Source organism: Yinghuangia seranimata (genome assembly GCF_029953285.1).
Classification (GTDB): Bacteria; Actinomycetota; Actinomycetes; order Streptomycetales; family Streptomycetaceae; genus Yinghuangia; species Yinghuangia seranimata.
In genome coordinates this window covers 51,149-68,591 of record NZ_JASAOI010000051.1, presented here as the reverse complement: position 1 = coordinate 68,591, position 17,443 = coordinate 51,149, and the positions used below count along the sequence as shown (strand labels likewise).

The 17,443-nt window shown below is 68.0% G+C and carries 5 protein-coding genes; 3 read left to right on the top strand and 2 right to left on the bottom strand.

Annotation, left to right across the window (positions count from 1 at the left end; translation table 11 throughout):
* Positions 1 to 349 precede the first annotated feature (349 nt).
* Together QI554_RS30850 and QI554_RS30845 are read left to right on the top strand one after the other, a co-directional pair.
* A complete protein-coding gene (locus QI554_RS30850; protein WP_281474558.1) occupies positions 350 to 520 on the top strand; it encodes a hypothetical protein in 171 nt (56 codons plus the stop codon).
* A 613-nt stretch (positions 521 to 1,133) separates the two neighbouring features.
* The gene (locus tag QI554_RS30845; RefSeq protein WP_281474557.1) at positions 1,134 to 2,588 is read left to right on the top strand and encodes an alpha/beta hydrolase; all 1,455 of its coding nucleotides are present in this window, start codon (positions 1,134 to 1,136) and stop codon (positions 2,586 to 2,588) included.
* A gap of 642 nt (positions 2,589 to 3,230) precedes the next feature.
* On the opposite strand, the gene QI554_RS30835 is transcribed toward QI554_RS30845, so the two are convergent.
* Together QI554_RS30835 and mycP are read right to left on the bottom strand one after the other, a co-directional pair.
* Complete coding sequence (locus QI554_RS30835) at positions 3,231 to 3,815, bottom strand: hypothetical protein (RefSeq protein ID WP_281474556.1); 585 nt, start codon at positions 3,813 to 3,815, stop codon at positions 3,231 to 3,233.
* Positions 3,812 to 4,951: a type VII secretion-associated serine protease mycosin gene (gene mycP, locus QI554_RS30830; RefSeq protein WP_281474554.1), complete on the bottom strand. Its 1,140-nt coding sequence runs from the start codon at positions 4,949 to 4,951 to the stop codon at positions 3,812 to 3,814. The genes QI554_RS30835 and mycP overlap by 4 nt, the downstream gene beginning before the upstream one ends.
* Before the next feature lie 1,300 nt (positions 4,952 to 6,251).
* Here mycP and QI554_RS30825 point away from each other — a divergent pair.
* Entirely contained in the window at positions 6,252 to 17,432 is an 11,181-nt protein-coding gene (locus tag QI554_RS30825; protein WP_281474553.1) for a LamG-like jellyroll fold domain-containing protein, read from the top strand.
* Positions 17,433 to 17,443: the final 11 nt, after the last annotated feature.

Sequence of the window (17,443 nt, the reverse complement as noted above, 5' to 3'; positions counted from 1 at the left end):
GTTGGTTATTTCTCATGCACCGAAGCGTTCGACGTGGCCAGGATCGGTGATCAGTTCGGGCAAGGTTGGAGTGGCGCCGCCTGCTGGATCGTCAATGGTGACTTCCGGTACTGGCGTACCGGGTCCGACACCCCGGACGAGTGGTCGTGGTTCAGCCTGGAAAGGGCCCAACGTTTGGGCAGAATTCCGGGCGGCTAGGTGAATTCATCGAGACCCTATTCCGCGCGGGTCCCACGGGTCGTGCTCTCTCACGAAATTTCGGAACTGGCACGGCGAACGGGCATGGGGCAAGCGCGGCGATTTCCTCACGAAGTGGTGAAGCAAGACCAGCTAGGTCAGCGAACCGTCCGTGATCACCACGGTGTCAGGCTTGGGCCGCGACCAGTGTCCGGTCGCGGCCGGCGTGCCGTTCGCCAAGCCGGTCGACAAGCGCACCGTTGGCGTGCGTCGATGGCGGGTTCGGGCTGTGCGACGGCCCGCCGCCGACGTGGCGTTGAACGCGCTGCCCATGCCGGGCTGACGGAGTGCCAGCGGACAGCGACACGGATCGATGCCGGAGCGCTCGCAACAGTAGGGGCGTTCGCTGGTTGGTGGCTCTCAGGCTAGGTGCTTGGGCCAGCGCCCCGCAGCACCGCGACCGGCTGTCTTCTGTCGTTCCATTAGCTGCGCGAACGCGTCGCGCTGATCTGCCCCATAGGCGAACTCCGGGAACTCGACGACACCTTCGACGCGATGCTCGACCACCTGGCCCCAACCCGCCCGCCAGGTCGCCGACGCTGGACTGCCTGGAATCCGCGGCCGCGGCCGCGCAGCGCGGCCATTGTTTGCCCAGCGACGCTTCTAGAACATGATCAACTTCAATCGATCCAGCACCCCGCAAGATCGTATTTGATGGTGGATCTGGCAAACTCCTGGCTGGTTCTCCTCCCGGGAAGTCGCTGGTCTCGTCCACGTCGCACGTGGCGTTCCGTGTCCGTCGCGGTGCCACGTCGCGCCCCGCCTGTCGAATGGTTCTTTGGGTGAACGGCTTTCTGGTGCGCCGCATTACGGCGGTTCTTGCGATACCCGTGCTGGCTCTCACCGGGTGCACGTCAGGTTCAAAGGGCGGAGGCGCCGAGCCACGAGACCCCGCGGTGGTCGGCGGGACCCCGGAGCTGCGCGCGTTCTACGAACAACGACTCGACTGGCATCCTTGCGCCGACGACGCGGGCACCGAGAACGATGACTTCCGGTGCACGACGCTGCGCGTGCCACTGGACTACGCGAACCCGACCGGCCGCACCATCGACCTCGCCATGGCCATGCTGCCGGCCTCGGAGAAGGACGAACGCATCGGTGCGCTGGTCACCAACCCCGGCCCAGGAGCGTCCGGTGTCCAGTGGCTCTTCGGGGCCGCGGACAGCTTCGCGGGCACGCTGCATGCCCGGTTCGACGTCGTCGCGTTCGATCCGCGCGGGGTGGGCGCCAGCAGTCCGGTGCGCTGCCTGGACGACGCGGCGCGCGACGCGCGCAACACCGCCGACGGGCCGACCGCCGACAGCGAGCGCGCCGCCTACAAGGACCGGCTCGACCGCGAGTTCGCCGCCGGGTGCCGGCAGAAGTCCGGCGACCTGCTGCCCTTCATCGGCACCCGTGACACCGCCCGCGACATGGACGTCCTGCGCGGCGCTCTGGGGCAGGCGAAGCTCGACTACCTCGGTCTCTCCTACGGCACCTACCTGGGAACCCGCTACGTGGAGCAGTTCCCCGACCGCGCCGGACGCATCGTGCTGGACGGTGCGGTCGACCCGGCGCAGGACCGCCTCAGTGCGTCCGTCGAACAGGCCGTCGGCTTCGACATAGCGCTGTCCCACTTCGCCAAGGACTGCACCCACTACGCCGACTGCCCGCTCGGCAACGACCCGGACAAGGCCCCGTCGGCCGCCGCCGACTTCCTCGACGGACTGCGCGACGCCCCTCTGCCTACCCACACCCCCGGCCGACAGCTCACCGCCAACCTGGGGTGGAGCGGCACCATCGGCATGCTCTACGGCGACGCCACCACCTGGCAGCCGCTGCGCGACGCCCTCACCGCCGCCATACGCGACCACGACGGCACCGACCTGCTCTCCTTCGCCGACCAGTTCAACGGACGTGCCGAAGACGGCCGTTACGACAACTCCGCGGACGCCTTCGAGGCCATCAGCTGCGCCGATTCGCCGGGTGACACCCCGTCCGCGGAGCGCGTGCAGCAGGCCTTGGACGAGCTCGGCGAAGACGCCCCCCTGTACGCCCGCGGCACCACCGCGGCCGAACTGGCCCGCCAGGACTGCGCCTTGTGGCCGAGCAGGGCCAACGAGCCGCCCCATCCGGTCAAAGCACCGCCCGGCACCCCGGTCCTGGTCATCGGAAACTTCGGGGACCCGGTCACCCCACCCGCCGCAGCCAAGCGCTTGGCGGAACAACTCGGCAACGCGGTACGGATATCCCTGCTCAGAGGCGGCCACACCGCGTTCGGAACCGGGAGTTCGTGCATCGACAGGGCGGTCGCCACATATCTGATACACGGGACGGTATCGGCCGAACTGGTTCAGAAGGGCTGCATCTGATGCTTGCGCCTTCAAGGCACGATGCGCTCTGTCACGAGGCAGTTCTGCACCGCAGGTTCTAGCCGCAAGGCATGTCCGGCGTGGCGGTCTTCGCCCGCGACAGCGACTGCGGCCCACGGGCGGTCGGCATCGTGCAGGAGCGCGGCTTAGCTGACGGACCCAGCTCGTTGACGGTGCTACCGTTCCCGACCTTGCCGCGTTGGCCGTGCAAGCACGCGCCATCGTCCGGCAACTCCTTGGGCTGCCCCAGGCCGGGCTGCCTACGCTGCCCGACACTGAAGACGCAACCGGCCTGGCGACACCAGTGGGGCGGATTATGGGTGCCGAAAAAGCCATCCGCGCACCGCGCACCCCACCGCCGCGTGGGTCACCGAGGCAGTCCGGAACCTGGTCATGGACCTGGAAGACGCGGGCGTCGCCGGAGTCCACGCGTTGCGCGAGTTCGGGCAGCACTGCAACACGCATCGGCCGCACCGAATCCTCCACCAGGCGGCGCCACTATGTGCGCTGCCCGATCTGATCACCGACCCCGATCGGATCACGCACCTTGACATACGCCGACACGACAGACTCGGCGGCACCCTCCACGAATACCGACATGCCGCTTGATCTGCACGGACGTAATAATCAGCATCCACAGGGTCACGGCTTGGTAGTTCCGGCGGGCCGCGCGAGCTGGGCCACGATCTCCTGGATCCGGCTGGGGAGTTCGGTGCTGCTCCCGGAGACGACACTGATGTTCGGCGTGGTGTTGGAACTCGTGTCGCTGATGCTCAAGAACTGCTGAGCGGCGTTCGCGGCTGCGGCGCTGTGGACGGCGGTGTCGAGGGGAGTGCCGACGGTGGCGATGAGTCCGCAGCGGCGTTGGGTCATGCCGGCGACGTAGGTGGCGAGGTCGGTGGAGCCCGGCGGAATCGTCACGCGTTCGGCGTTGACGGTTCCTGTGGCAGCCGTCTGCTGGAGTGCACGCCATGTGGCGTCGGATGCGGCGGCGCTGGCCGTGTCGTCGGGGTAATCGACGAAGCAGACCTTGAAGTTGAGTGAATAGTTGTTGGCAACGACGGGCTCACCATGGTTGCCGGTTGGCCACCATATCCAGGCTGCGACTGCCGCAGCGGCAAGGGTGCCGATTGCGCCCGCGATGACGAGGCGGGTTCTGCGGGAGGTCGACCGGACGATGCGAAGGACCGGATTCGCGGCAGCGGTCTGGGCGTTACGGGGGGTCATCGGCGGCGCGCCTTCGTCTTGGACTTGGAACGTTGTCGTGGTGGCGATGCGGCTGGCGCCCGGGGGCTCCGCGGCTTGGATGCGATCGGCGCGGGAACCGGAGCCTTCGCACGGCGGCGCCTGGTGAGCCACCACCCCCCCGCGGCCGTCATCACGACGGCGGAACCCGCGGAAACGATGAGGAGCACGGGCGACGACGACCCATCCGCGTTCGGCGCCGCAGTGAGCGGGTTGTCGGTGTGGACCGTGTCCGGTGCGCGGGAAACTGCGTTCAGCGGATCGAGGATGCCGTGGCCGTACTGATCATGCGGGCCTTGTGGCTTGGCTGTGTCGACGAGCTGGCGGACCACCTGGGCTGCAGTGAGTTGCGGGTAACGCGCTCGGACGAGGGCTGCCGTCGCGGAAACGTAGGCCGCCGAGTAGCTCGTGCCCTCGGTTCGGACGTACTGCCCCTTGTTGTTCGCCGAGCGAATGTCGGTTGCCGGCGCGGCGATGCTGCTGCCAGACCCTGACTGACTGCGGGGCCAGAAGCGGTAGTCCGTTCCGACGCCGGTGACATTGATGACGCCGGGGAACGACGCCGGATACATCGGCTCGTTGGATTCCCGACCGGTGTTGCCGGCGGAGGCGACGATGACGCAGTCGCGGTCTTGGGCGTACTTGACGGCGGCGCGCAGGGCGGGGTCTGGGTCGGGGGTGCCGAGCGAGATGTTGATGACCTTGGCGCCGTGGTCGGCGGCGTAGGCGATGGCCTGTGCGACGGTGCCGGCTTCGACGTCGTTCTGCAGGCTGACGCGGATCGGCAGGATCGAAGCTCGAGGGGCCAGGCCTTTGACCCCGCTGCCGTTTGACGAGGCGCCGGTTCCGGCGATGATCGCGGCTACGGAGGTGCCGTGGGAGTCGGCGGAGACGTCGGTGGTGCCCTGGTCGCCAGCGAGGCCGACGAACCCCGTCCCGGTTCGGACTTGCCCGGCGAGGTCGGGATGGTCGGCGGCCACACCGGTGTCGACGACGGCGATGAGGACTCCGTCACCCTGGGAGATCTGCCATGCCTGTTCGGCGTGGAGGTGCCGGTCGTCGAGTGGCCATGCCGGATCGGCGAGCGCCGGGGTGGTGAACGCCAGAACCGTCAACACGGCTGTGGCGCAAAAGAGTCTGCGGCCGGCGCGGTGTGTGTGCGCGCGTGGGAGTCTCATGGTCGTCACCTGAGCGTTCCTGGGTCGGCGACCGGCGTCGCGGGTTGGCGGTGGAACTCACAGGCCTGGACGGAGCCCAGACCTGACGGGGTAGCCATGCTGCGGTCCTGCGCCGCCCTGTCCGCGTGGCGAGCGTGCCAGAAGCGAACACTTGCCCGGAGTGCGACGTGATCAGCAAATCGGATTGTCGCCAAAGAACTTTCGGGCTTTGGTCATGCGAATGAAAAATCCATCAGACTCAAACCGGGCCAACGGTGAGGTTTGCTGACGATCTGTCATCTGCGGATCCCGCCCGTTGGTTGCTGTCATGTCCCGTGCCCGGATAGATCTTCGATCGCCGTGTGCGCTGCCCACGGAAACTTGCTCGTCTGTGGGGGAGTTGCACGTGCTCGGGGTGGATGCTGCGAAGAACGCGTCAGGGGCTGAGCGCAGGCGTTCCCCGTGGCGGACTGGGCGGCGTTGGCGTGCGGCGGGCCGCCGGGCGGTGGCGGTGTTGGCTATGGGCGCGGTGTTCGCGGTCACAGCAACGGACGGCGCCACGGCGTGGGCCGCGCAAGGCGGACCAAGCCACGGCTCGCCGTCGACACCTCAACAGCGCGCGGGCAGCGCTGCCGGGTTGCCGCACGAGACCGACGGCCCCGCGCGCAAGCTGCGGGTGCAGGGCCCGGCAAATCCGCGAGTTCCGGGCGAGGGGGAGCTGCCGCCGGATGCGGACGCTCCGGACCCGGCGCCGCCCGCGCCTGAGCCGCGCACGCCCACTGCCGTCACGGACACGCGCAGTGTTCCCGACGGGGCCAAGCCCGCCCGGGCATGGCAGCCAGGCGACGGCACGGCACCGCAGGCTCCCGCCGATGCCGCGAAGTCGGAGGCGTCACCCGCAGGCATGCCGGCGCCGGGCCCGATGCTGGGCAAGGAGAGCGCGGCAGACCGGTCGGTGTTCCAGAACCCGGACGGCACACGTACCGCCCGCCTGTACACGGGCACAGTGAACTTCCAACAACCGGACGGCTCGTGGGCGCCGATCGACACGGCGCTGGTCCAAGAGCAGAGCGGCCGTTGGACGCAGAAGCAGAACAACGCCAAGCCCACATTCGCCCCCAACGCCGCCGACCCGCGTCTGGTCGCGTCCGGGCCGGACGCCCAGCACCAAGTCGCGTTCGGGCTGCGCGGCGCGGCCGCGGCGAACGCTTCAGTGGACGGCAGCACCGTCACCTACGGGGGCGTCCTGCCCGGAACGGATGTGGTGTTCGAGGCCCAGCCGCGCCAGGTCAAGGAGACCCTCGTCCTCAAGGAAGCGACCGCGCCGACCAGCTTCACCTACCCGTTCGCACTGACTGGGCTCACGCCGTCGCTGGACGCGGACGGGAATGTGCTTTTCAAGGACGCCGACGGGGTGGTCCGGCAGACACTGCCGCACGGCTACATGGAAGACGCGCACGTCTCTGCGATATCCGGTGAAGGCGCGGTGTCGACTGGCGTGACCTACAGCCTGACCACTGTCGACGGGGCTCCCGCGCTGCAGGTGTCCCTCGACGAGGCATGGCTGCACGACCCCGCTCGAGTGTTCCCGGTGAAGGTGGACCCCACCACGACGACCAGCGGCGCCTCGGTCAGCACGTACGTGGAGAGCCCGTACAACCAGAACTTCTCCACCGGATCGGACATCCGTGCCGGCTCGTGGGACAACGGCGGCCACAAGGCCAACGCCTACCTGTGGTTCGGGAATTGGGGCGGCGAACTCTCCAACGCCTACATTGAGTCCGCCACCCTGTGGCTGTACAACACCCATTCGGGCGGCTGCACCAACCAAGGCGTGACCGTCTCTCCGATCACCAGCGACTGGCAGTACAACACGATCAAGTACTACCCGGGTGTGAGTATCGGTGCGGCCGTCGGATGGAACGCCTTCTACGCGGGCGACACCTGTGGCGGTGCCCGGTGGAAATCAGTCAACCTGGGGGTCTCCGCCCGCGAGGCCGGCGTGCAGCTGGTCGAGAGCTGGGTCCACGGCGGCTCCAACCTCGGGCTCGCGGTCACCACGGACGTCGGCAGCGTCGCTGCGTGGAAGCGGTTCAAGTCCGTCAACTCCGATGCCCCGCCGTACCTGGCTGTGACCTACAGCCCTGTCGGCGCGGACTACAGCGTGGGCACGGCCGTATTCCCCACCTCGAGCCTCGCCGGGTCGGCGCAGGTGACCGTCACCAACCGCGGCAACAGCACCTGGACGACGGATGCCTTCAGCGTCGTCCCGTGGATCTACGACACCTCGTGGAACCTGATTAGCAACACCATGCCGCGCACCGCTTTGCCCGGCAGCGTCGCACCCAACCAGTCCACGACGGTCAACGCGACGATCCCGTCCATGCCAGCAGGCAACTACATCATCTGCTGGAGCATGTGGGGCCCCGCAGGCGAGTTCTACACCCAGTACGGTGTGCCGATCAGCGCGCCCTGTTCGGTGATCCCATCGGGAAATACGAAACCGCGCATCTACGCAATGTCACCACTCACCAACAACACGGTCGGCAGCACGACGCCATTGCTCAGCGTCGACGGGGACGACCCGGACCATTATCCGCAGGCCAGCCCCGGCTACAGCTTCCAGATCACCGAGGTCGGCGCGACCTCCCCGGTGGCCTCGTCCGGTTGGATGGCAGCCAACGCCTGGAGCCCGCCCGCTGGCGCGTTGAAATGGGGCAAGAAGTACGCCTGGACCGCGTCGGTCGGCGACGGCCAGGACGTCACCACGTCCGCGCCCTCCTATTTCACCCCGGTGATCGACCAGCCGCTGGTCACCTCGCATCTCGGCGGCGGCTCCGACAAGCAGGTCGACCCGCTAGTCGGCAACTACACGACCTCCGCCGTCGACGCCGATGTGGCCGTGGTGGGGCCGGCGCTGCGGATATCCCGCACCTACAACTCGCTCGACCCGCGCACGGACACCCTGTTCGGGGCCGGCTGGATCACTGCCTACGACATGCAGGCCCTCCCGGACCAGGACGGCACCGGCAACGTCGTCGTCACCCTGGCCAACGGACGCCAGGCCCGATTCGGGGCCAACAACGATGGGACGTTCACCGCTCCCGAAGGCCAGACCATCGTCCTTGCCGCGCGCAGCGGTGGCGGGTACACCCTCACCGACACGTCCGGTACCGTGTTCACGTTCGCGCAGCAGAACGGGGCCGGGTGGAGGCCCACCGCCATCGCCGACCGGGACGCCCGCTCCGTGACGCTTGCCTACAACCCGGACGGCACCCTAGCGACGATCACCAACACCACCGCAGGCCGCAGCCTGCACCTCGCCTGGGATCCCGTCGCCCACCACGTAGCCACCATCACCACGGACCGGGCCACCCCCCAGGACCCGAACAGCGCGCTGGTGTGGACGTACACCTACAACGCTGACCAACTCGCTAAGGTGTGTCCGCCCACCTCGTCGACCGACTGCACGCAGTACGCCGGGACTTCGGGCGAGAGCTCCGGGTCGCACTTTCGAACCATGGTGATGGACGCCGGCCCTGCCCACTACTGGCGCCTGGACGCTGACTCGCAAGGGGCGGTACGGCAGGTCGACGAGACGCTCATCGACCTGGACGAGTCACGGAACGCCGCACCGATCTACACGGGGTCGGCAGCTGGGCCGCTGGCCGGCGTACCGACCAAGGCAGCAGTCTTCAACGGCACCACCTCGTACGTCGGCTTCCCCTACAAGCCCCTGGCGGACAAGACCCGGGCGACTGCTGGGGTGTGGTTCAAGACGTCCTCGGCCGGGGTGTTGCTCAGCGAGGGAAGCCCCCCGGACGGATCAGGGACTTACAGCGACCTGCTTCTGTACGTCGGCACGGATGGAAAGCTCTACGGGCACCTGCCAAACGGGCAGACAACCCGCATCGTGTCCAGCAGCCTCGTTAACGACAACAAATGGCACTTCGCCGTGCTGACCGGAGTCGACTCCACGCAGTCCTTGTACCTGGACGGGGCCCTGGTCGGCACGCAGTCCGGCATGCTCTCCATCACGGGTGCCTACTACTACCTGGGGGCGGGTTACACCACAGACCAGCCCGCGCACCCTGCCGATCAGTGGGGGCACCTGAACGGCCAGATCGGCGAATTCGCCCTGTACAACCACGTGCTGGGCGCGACCGCCGTCCAGCAGCAGTACACCGCCGCCACGAAGGCCGCGACCGAACTCTCCAAGATCACGCTCCCTTCGGGGAAGATACAGATGACTGCGCAGTACAGCGCGAAACAGGACCGGGTTGCGAACTACACCGACGAAAACGACGCGACCTGGACCGTCGAGCCCCCCACAAGCAAGACCACAGACGCAGGGGGCTACACCGCCGCTGTGTTGAGCGGCCGACCGAGCGGCTACTGGCCGCTCGGCGACGCGGACGGGGCCACTGCCCAAGACCTGACCTGGCACGCGCCCGTGCGCCCCGCGTCCGGCACCTACCACGACGTCACATCCAACGCCGCCGGACCGCTGGCATCCGGTAGCACAGCCTCAGCGACATTCAACGGCACGAGCTCATTCGTGCAGCTGCCGTCCCAGGCAGCACCCACCCAAGGCCCGGTGTCCATCGGCCTCTGGTTCAAGACCACGGCGCCTGGAGTGCTCTACTCCTACCAGTCCTTCCCGCTGGGCGGAGCCGCGTCAGGAACGAGGAACTGGAATCCGGCCCTGTACATCGGCACGGACGGGAAGCTGTACAGCCTGCTCTGGGGCGGCCAGTCCCAGACGCACACCAGCGCGGCTGTGAACGACGGGCAATGGCACTTCGCCGTGCTGTCCGCCGGCGTGGACACCCAGAGCCTCTATCTCGACGGCGCGGCCGTCGGCACACCGGTGGACGGCAAGCTGGCCTACAACGGCAACGCCTACGCCTACCTCGGAGCAGGCACCGCCGAAGGCTGGGCCGCGGCGCCCACCGATCCCGACGGACACTTCAAGGGCCAGATCGCCGAGACGTTCAACCTCCCATACCAGCTCGGTGCTCCATCCATCGCCAGCCTCTACGCAGCCGCAACGACCAATCCCGGACCGGACACCACCGCCGCCGACCTGTACCAGGCTGCGGTCGTCAACAGCCGGCCCACCGGCTACTGGCGGCTGACCGACGCAGGGGGCGCCGTCGCGGCGGAGCAGATCTCGGTGACCGCGGCGAACGGCTCCTCGGGGTCCTACCAGAACGTGACGCTCGGCGGTGCGGGGCCGATCGCCTCGCCGGCGAGCAAGTCCGCCGGCTTCAACGGCACCACCTCCGTTCTCCAACTCCCCGTCTCCGATACCCCCACGCGCGGTGCGAGCTTCGAGCTGTGGTTCAAGGCCACCGGCCCCGGAGTGCTGTACGGCTCGCAGGACCGGCCCCTCGGCTCCCAGGCAGGGAGCTTGAGCGGGAGCGGGACCGTGCTGTACATCGGCAGCGACAACATGCTCTACGCCGGTCTGCAGGGCAGCTCTATCGGCTCGAACACCACGGTCACGGACGGTGCCTGGCACCACGTGGTCGTGACCACCGGGCAAGGCTCGCAGCGCATTGCGAGCCTCTACCTGGACGGAGTCGAGCGGTCGGGGACCGCCTACGTCCGCTGGGAGGACCGCCCGTACGTGTATGTGGGGGCGGGCAACGCCACCGCCTGGTGGCACGGTCCCACCGACGTGGAAGGCCGCCTGCCCGGAGCCGTTGCCGAGGTCGCGCAGTACGACGCGGTGCTGTCACCGGAGACCGTCCAGGCCCATTTCGCGGCGGCTACCCAGCCGCGTACCGACGGCGTAGACCTGTTCGCCGCCTACCGGGCCACAGTGATGGCGTCCCAGCCGCGCGCCTACTGGCGCCTGGACGACGTGGCCGGCGCGACCGCTGCTGGCTCCGAGCTGAGCATCCCGCTGCCCGGCGGCAGCTACGGCATCAACAACAACCTCGCCGGCACGGACTCCCACAACGGCCCGGGCGGCGCCAACGCCGACATCTTCAATGGGACCTCCTCCTACGTGCAGCTCCCGTCCAGCGCCGCGCCGCAGCAGGGCCCGAACAGCATCGAGCTGTGGTTCCAGACCAGTAAGCCCGGAGTACTGCTCTCCTACCAGGACTTCTCGCTGAGCAACCCACACTCGGCCACCGACATGTGGAACCCCGCCATGTACGTGGGCACCGACGGCAAGCTATACGGCCGTTTCTGGGGCGCCCCACAGCTGGTCACCCCAGGGCAGGTCACCGACAACAAGTGGCACCAGGTCGCACTGACCTCCAACGGCAACCAAGTGACCTTGTACCTCGACGGCAAGCCGGCCGCGGGCCCCGTGGCGGGAACCCTGCAGTACAACGGTGCGGCCTACGTGTACCTCGGTGCGGGCACCACCACCGGCTGGGCCAACGCCCCCTCGTCCGGCTACTTCACCGGTGAGATTAGCCAGGTCGCCGCCTACCGCAGCGAGGTCAGCGCTGCGGATGTCGCCGCCCGCTACAGCCGCCTCGCTCCAGTAGGCGAAACCGCGAACACCAAGCGGGCACTCACCTATGTCGAGGTCCACGAAATAAGCCCGCACAGCCGGATGTACCAGTACGACCCGAAGCACGGCGGCCGCTTGGTCTCCGTTACCGACGAGCGGAACCACTTCACCGCCTACGGGTACGACACCGGGGGGTTCGTCAACGCGGTCACGGACCAGAACGGCCACACCACCACCATCGGCCACGATGATCGCGGCAACACGGTATCGACGACCACGTGCGAGGACACGACCAAGTGCTCCACGGCGTACGCGTCGTACCCGGCCGCCGGTGCCTTCCCTGACGGCGACGTGCGCAACCACTTGCCCACCTCCCGGGCGGACGGCCGCTCCAGCGGGCCCGCGGACTCGACATACGCAACCACCTTCACCTACTCGGCGCGCGGTGACGTGCTCTCCTCGACGACGCCGGCCACACCGGACTTCCCCAGCGGCCGCACCAGCACCGCCACCTACACCACAGGAACCGAGGCGGCGCCTGGTGGCGGCACGCAGCCTGCGGGCCTGTTCGCGTCCACCCAGGACGCGAGTGGGCAGACGACCCGCTACGCGTACTTCGCCAATGGTGACCTGGAAAGCAAGACCGCTCCGTCAGGCCTGGTGACCAAGTACACCTACGATGCGCTTGGCAGGGACACGACCACCACCCAGGTGTCGGACACCTACCCGGCGGGCGTAATGGTCGCGGTCGCGTACGACAAGCTCGGCCGCATCACCACGCGCACCGACCCCGGCACCGTCAACGCCGTCACCGGCGTGACCCACACACCGAAGACGACCCGGACCTTCGACGCCGACGGCAACGTGCTCACACAGACGGACGCAGACACCACCGGCGGGGACGCACCGCGGACCACGATGTGGACATACGACGCCTACGACCGCGTCGAATCGGTAACCACAGCGGCCGGGAAAACCACCTACGCCTACGACCAGTACGGCAACAAGACCGACAGCACCGACCCGCTCGGCAACCACCTCACCTACACGTACTCAGCGACAAACCAGCTCGAGACCACGACGCTCACCAACTACACCGGCGACCCCAACCACCCCAAGTCAGCCGCGGCGCAGATCCTCGAGTCCCGCGCGTACGACCCTGCGGGACGCATGGCCACGGTCACCGACGCGATGGGCCGGACCAAGCACTACTACTACAACGACAACAACACCCTGGCCGAGATCGACCAGGACAACTTCCGCAACCCCGACGGCACCTCGCGCAGCGTCGTCCTCGAGCAGGACTTCTACGACGGCGCCGGACACGCCATCCGCCAGACCACCGGTGGCGGAAGGACCACGACCACCGCGGTCTTCGACGCCGCAGGCCGCACCACGTCCACGATGCTCGACCCCGGCGGCCTCGAGCGCACCGCGACGTTCACTTACGACGCGGCCGACCGGCCGACCCGCGTACTGCGCACCGCCCCCGGCACAGCCAAGCCGGAGGAAACCCTCTACGCCTACGACGCAGCCGGGCACACCACTGCCGAGAGCATCACCACCGACACCGCGGCCCCAGCCGGTCCCGCCGGCTGGTGGAAGCTCAACGACGGCTCCGGCACGATCGCGGCCGACGCAACCAGCCACCAGTCGGGGACGCTCGCGCCGGGTGTGAGCTGGTCCAGCGAGCATGGTGGCAGCGCCGCTTTCAACGGCACCGGCGGTATCAACACCGCAGGCCCGGCGTTGGACAGCTCGAAGAGCTTCACGGTGTCCGCGTGGGCCAAGCTCACCGACACCACATCGTTCAACACCGTGGTGGCGCAGGATGGTCCGACCTACAGCGGGTTCTACCTGCAGTACAACAAGTTCGCGGGCACCTGGGTGTTCAGCAGGCCGTCCGACAGCAGCAACAACCCGCCGGACTGGCCGGTAGCAGCCGCGACCGCACCCCCGCAGGTCGGCGTGTGGACACACCTGACCGGTGTGTTCGACGCCTCGACCAACCACATGAAGCTGTACGTCAACGGCGTGCTCCAAAGTGACGTGGTCGACTCCACCCCGTGGAACGCGACCGGCCCGTTCACGATTGGCAAAGCCACCTACAACGGTGACCTGTTCCACGGCGGCATCGCGGACGTCGAGGCATACGACCGTGCCCTCACGGCCGCCGAGGTCCAAGCGCTCGTCGACCACCCTGGCCTGGCTGGCGTCGACGGCCGGCTGACCACCACGCACACCTATGACCAGCGGGGCCTGCTGACCTCCACCACGGACCCACGCGGCAACGCAATCGGCGCCAACGCGGCCGACTACACCACCCGCTACGTCTATGACCAGGCCGGACAGCCCACCCAGGTCATCGCCCCGACCGTGGCGGCGGAAACGGGCGGCGGAAGTCCGCAGAATGTCCACCCGATCACCCTGACTGGCTACGACACCTTCGGCGCGGTCACCGCCGTCGACGACCCGGCCGGCAACATCGCCTCCTTTACCTACGACGACGCCGGCCGCCAGATTGCCGCCGCCGCCCCCGCCTACACCCCGCCGGGCAGCACCACGCCGCTTACCCCCGTGACTACGCGGGAGTTCGACGCACTCGGCCGCCCGACCAAGGTGACCGACCCGCTGGGTGGCGTCAGCACCTCCACTTACGACCAGTTCGGCAACCCCGCGCGGCAGACCGCCCCCGCGGTCGCCAGCGGCACACCGACGACCACGACGACGTACGACCTGGTCGGCGAGGCGCTCGCGGTCGTCGGCCCGACCGGCGCGCGGACGGAGAGCACCTACGACGACCTCGGGCGCCCCGTCACGACCACCCAGGTCGTCCGGCAGCCGACAACCCAGGCATTGACGACGTCGTTCACCTACGACAACGCCGGGAACCAGCTAACCGTCAAGAGCCCCTCCGGCGCGGTCACAACGGCCGCCTACAACGCGGCAGGCGAGCAAGTCTCCACCACCGACTCCCTCGGCCGCACCACCACCGCGGCCTTCGACCTCGGCGGCCGGCGCACCAAGCTCACCATGCCCGACGGCACGGCGACCACCAACGCCTACGACACCGCCGGACGCCTGATCGAGGCCGACGAACTCGACTCCGTAGGAGCCCTGCTGGCGGCAACCAAGTTCGGCAACGATGCAGCTGGACTGCTGACCAGCCGCACCGATTCGTCCGGCGCGACTTCCCGCTGGGAGTACAACGCCACCGGGAACCGGACCCGCCAGATCGAACCCGTCACCGCGACCGGCTCCATCACCACCACGTTCGGCTATGACGCCGCCGGCCGCAGGACCCGCTACACCGACGGCAACGGCAACCCGACCTACTACGGGTACAACACCCTCGGCCTGCCCGAGTACACGACCGTCCCCGCCACGACTGGCTTCACGGCCGTTGGCGACCGCACCACGACCATCGGCTACGACGCGGCCGGACGCTCGGTCAAGAGCACCCGTCCCGGCGGGGTCACGGTCAGCTCGGTGTACGACGCGCTTGGCCGCCTGACCTCCCAGTCCGGCACCGGCGCCCAAGCCTCAACCCCCACCCGCACGTTCGACTACGACCTCGCCGGCCGAACGACCTCCGCCGGCACGCCGAGCGGCACCAACACCTACACCTACGACGACCGCGCCCTGCTGCTGACAGCCGCCGGGCCCGGCGGGAACGCCACCCTCGGCTACACCGCCGACGGCGACCTCGCCACCCGCACCGACAAGGCGGGCACCGCCACCTTCACCTGGGACGCCGCAGGCCAGCTCAAGACCGCCAACGAACCCCAGACCGGCACCACGCTGACCTACGGCTACAACCAGACCGGCGACGTCACCTCCGTCGCCTACGGCACCGGCTCGACACGCACCCTCACCTACGACGCACGCCACCAGCTCGCCTCCGACACCCTCAAGGCACCCGGCGGAACAGTCCAGGCCCAGACCACCTACACCCGCGACAGCAACGGCCGCATCACCACCCAGACCACCGGCGGCCTCGCCGGATCGGGCACCCAGACCTACACCTACGACCAGGCCGGCCGCCTCGCGACCTGGAACGACGGCACCACCCAGACCGGCTACGGCTACGACAACGCCGGCAACCGCACCACCGTCACCACCCCCGCAGCCACCATCACCGCGGTCTACAACGCCCGCAACCAGCTCACCGCCGCAGGCGGCACGAGCTACACCTACGATGCCCGCGGCACCCAGACCAGCCGCACCAGCGCCGGCGTGACACGCACCAGTGCCTTCGATGCCTACGACCAACTCACCAGCGCAGGCACCTCCAGCTACACCTACGACGCACTCGGTCGCATGGCCACCGGTCCCGGCGGACGCACCTTCACCTACGCAGGCGCCAGCACCCAACTCGTCAGCGACGGCACCGAGACCTACAGCCGCGGCCCGTCGGGCAACTTCCTTGCCCTCGGCAACGGCCAAGGCTCGGCGCTTGCCTACACCAACGCGCACGGCGACCTGCTCGCCACCTTCAACGCCAACGGCAGCGGGCTCGCAGGCAGCACCGCCTACGACCCCTACGGCCAGAAGCGCGTCACCACCGGCAACGCCTCTAGCCTCGGCTACCAGGGAGGATGGACCGATACCTCCACCGGCCAGGTCAACATGGCCGCCCGCTGGTACGACCCCGCCACCGCCGCCTTCACCAGCGCCGACACCATCGCCCAGGAACCCACCCCGTCCGTCAACGGCAACCCCTACGCCTACGCCAACGACGACCCCCTCGCCAACGCCGACCCCACCGGCCACTTCTCACTCTCCTGCGGGCCCATGATGGGCAAGCGGAAGAACCCGCCGCCGGGCCCACGCAGCGGCAGCCCGGGGAACTTCGGCAGGCGCACACCTCACGGAAACCCCGGCAACCCGTCCGATCCCCCCGGAACCGGCGACCCGGTTCGGGTCCCTGTCCCCAACCTGTCGCCGGCCCGCGAGCGCTACATGCTCGGCGAACGCGGCTGGGCCATCCCCAACCCACTGCCCGGCCGAGTCTCCAACAGTCAGCTGGCCGAGGACGCACTGCGTGACTACCTCAAGAACAGGTTCGGTCATGACTCCTGGGAAGACGCGGCCTTGGCAGGTCTGACCCTCGTGGCTCCCGAGATAAGGATCCCTCAGGCGGCACGGGGGCTATGGGGAGGGTTGAAGGGGCTGGGGTTTGCCTCGCTCTTCAGCTGCGACGAGACCGTTGACCGTAGCCACACCGACAACGGCGACGGACACCTGACGGACCACGGATCGACCGGTCCGGACGGAGGGGCGGTTGACGGCAGCGGGACAGCCCAGACTGAGGATCTACCGATTTACGAAAACGCCCCAGGTGTGGAGGACGACAACGGCTTCGGGATCCCCAACGAGCTTCTGCAGGAGTACAACCGCAACGGCCAGAACTGCCTCCAGAGAGCTGGTGACCGATACGATTACAAGCCGCTCGACGCATACGGCCGTGCGACCGGCGCGCAGGCGTGCCTGGTTGATGGCGAACTTGAGAAAGGAACAGCACCCAGCTCGGATCCGACGGGCTACGGACCCGCGCAGGACCTGGCCGATCAGGAAGGTCTTGACGAAAAGGCAATCAATGCATGCCACCTGATTGCCAGTACGCTGGGAGGCCGGGGCATCCAGAGGAATCTTGCGACATGTCCACGCCAAACCAACGCCTATGTCAGAGGGGACGGGCGGATCAGCGAGAACATGCGCTTCTACGAGGCGCAGGTGGCGGCAGCGGTAAAGGCCAAACAGATTGTCGACTACAGGGTGACCCCAAAATATGCGAATGGTGACCCAACAAAGAACCCCGTGCCCGTTTCTTTTGAGATGATGGCTCTCGGTACGGATGCCCAAGGAAATGTTGGGTTTACGCTTTCCGTGGTAGTGCCAAATAGTATCTACTCTCCCAAAAGGAAGAGTTGGATCAATCTGGGCTTCGCGGTCAACAAGTACTGAACGGAGTTAAT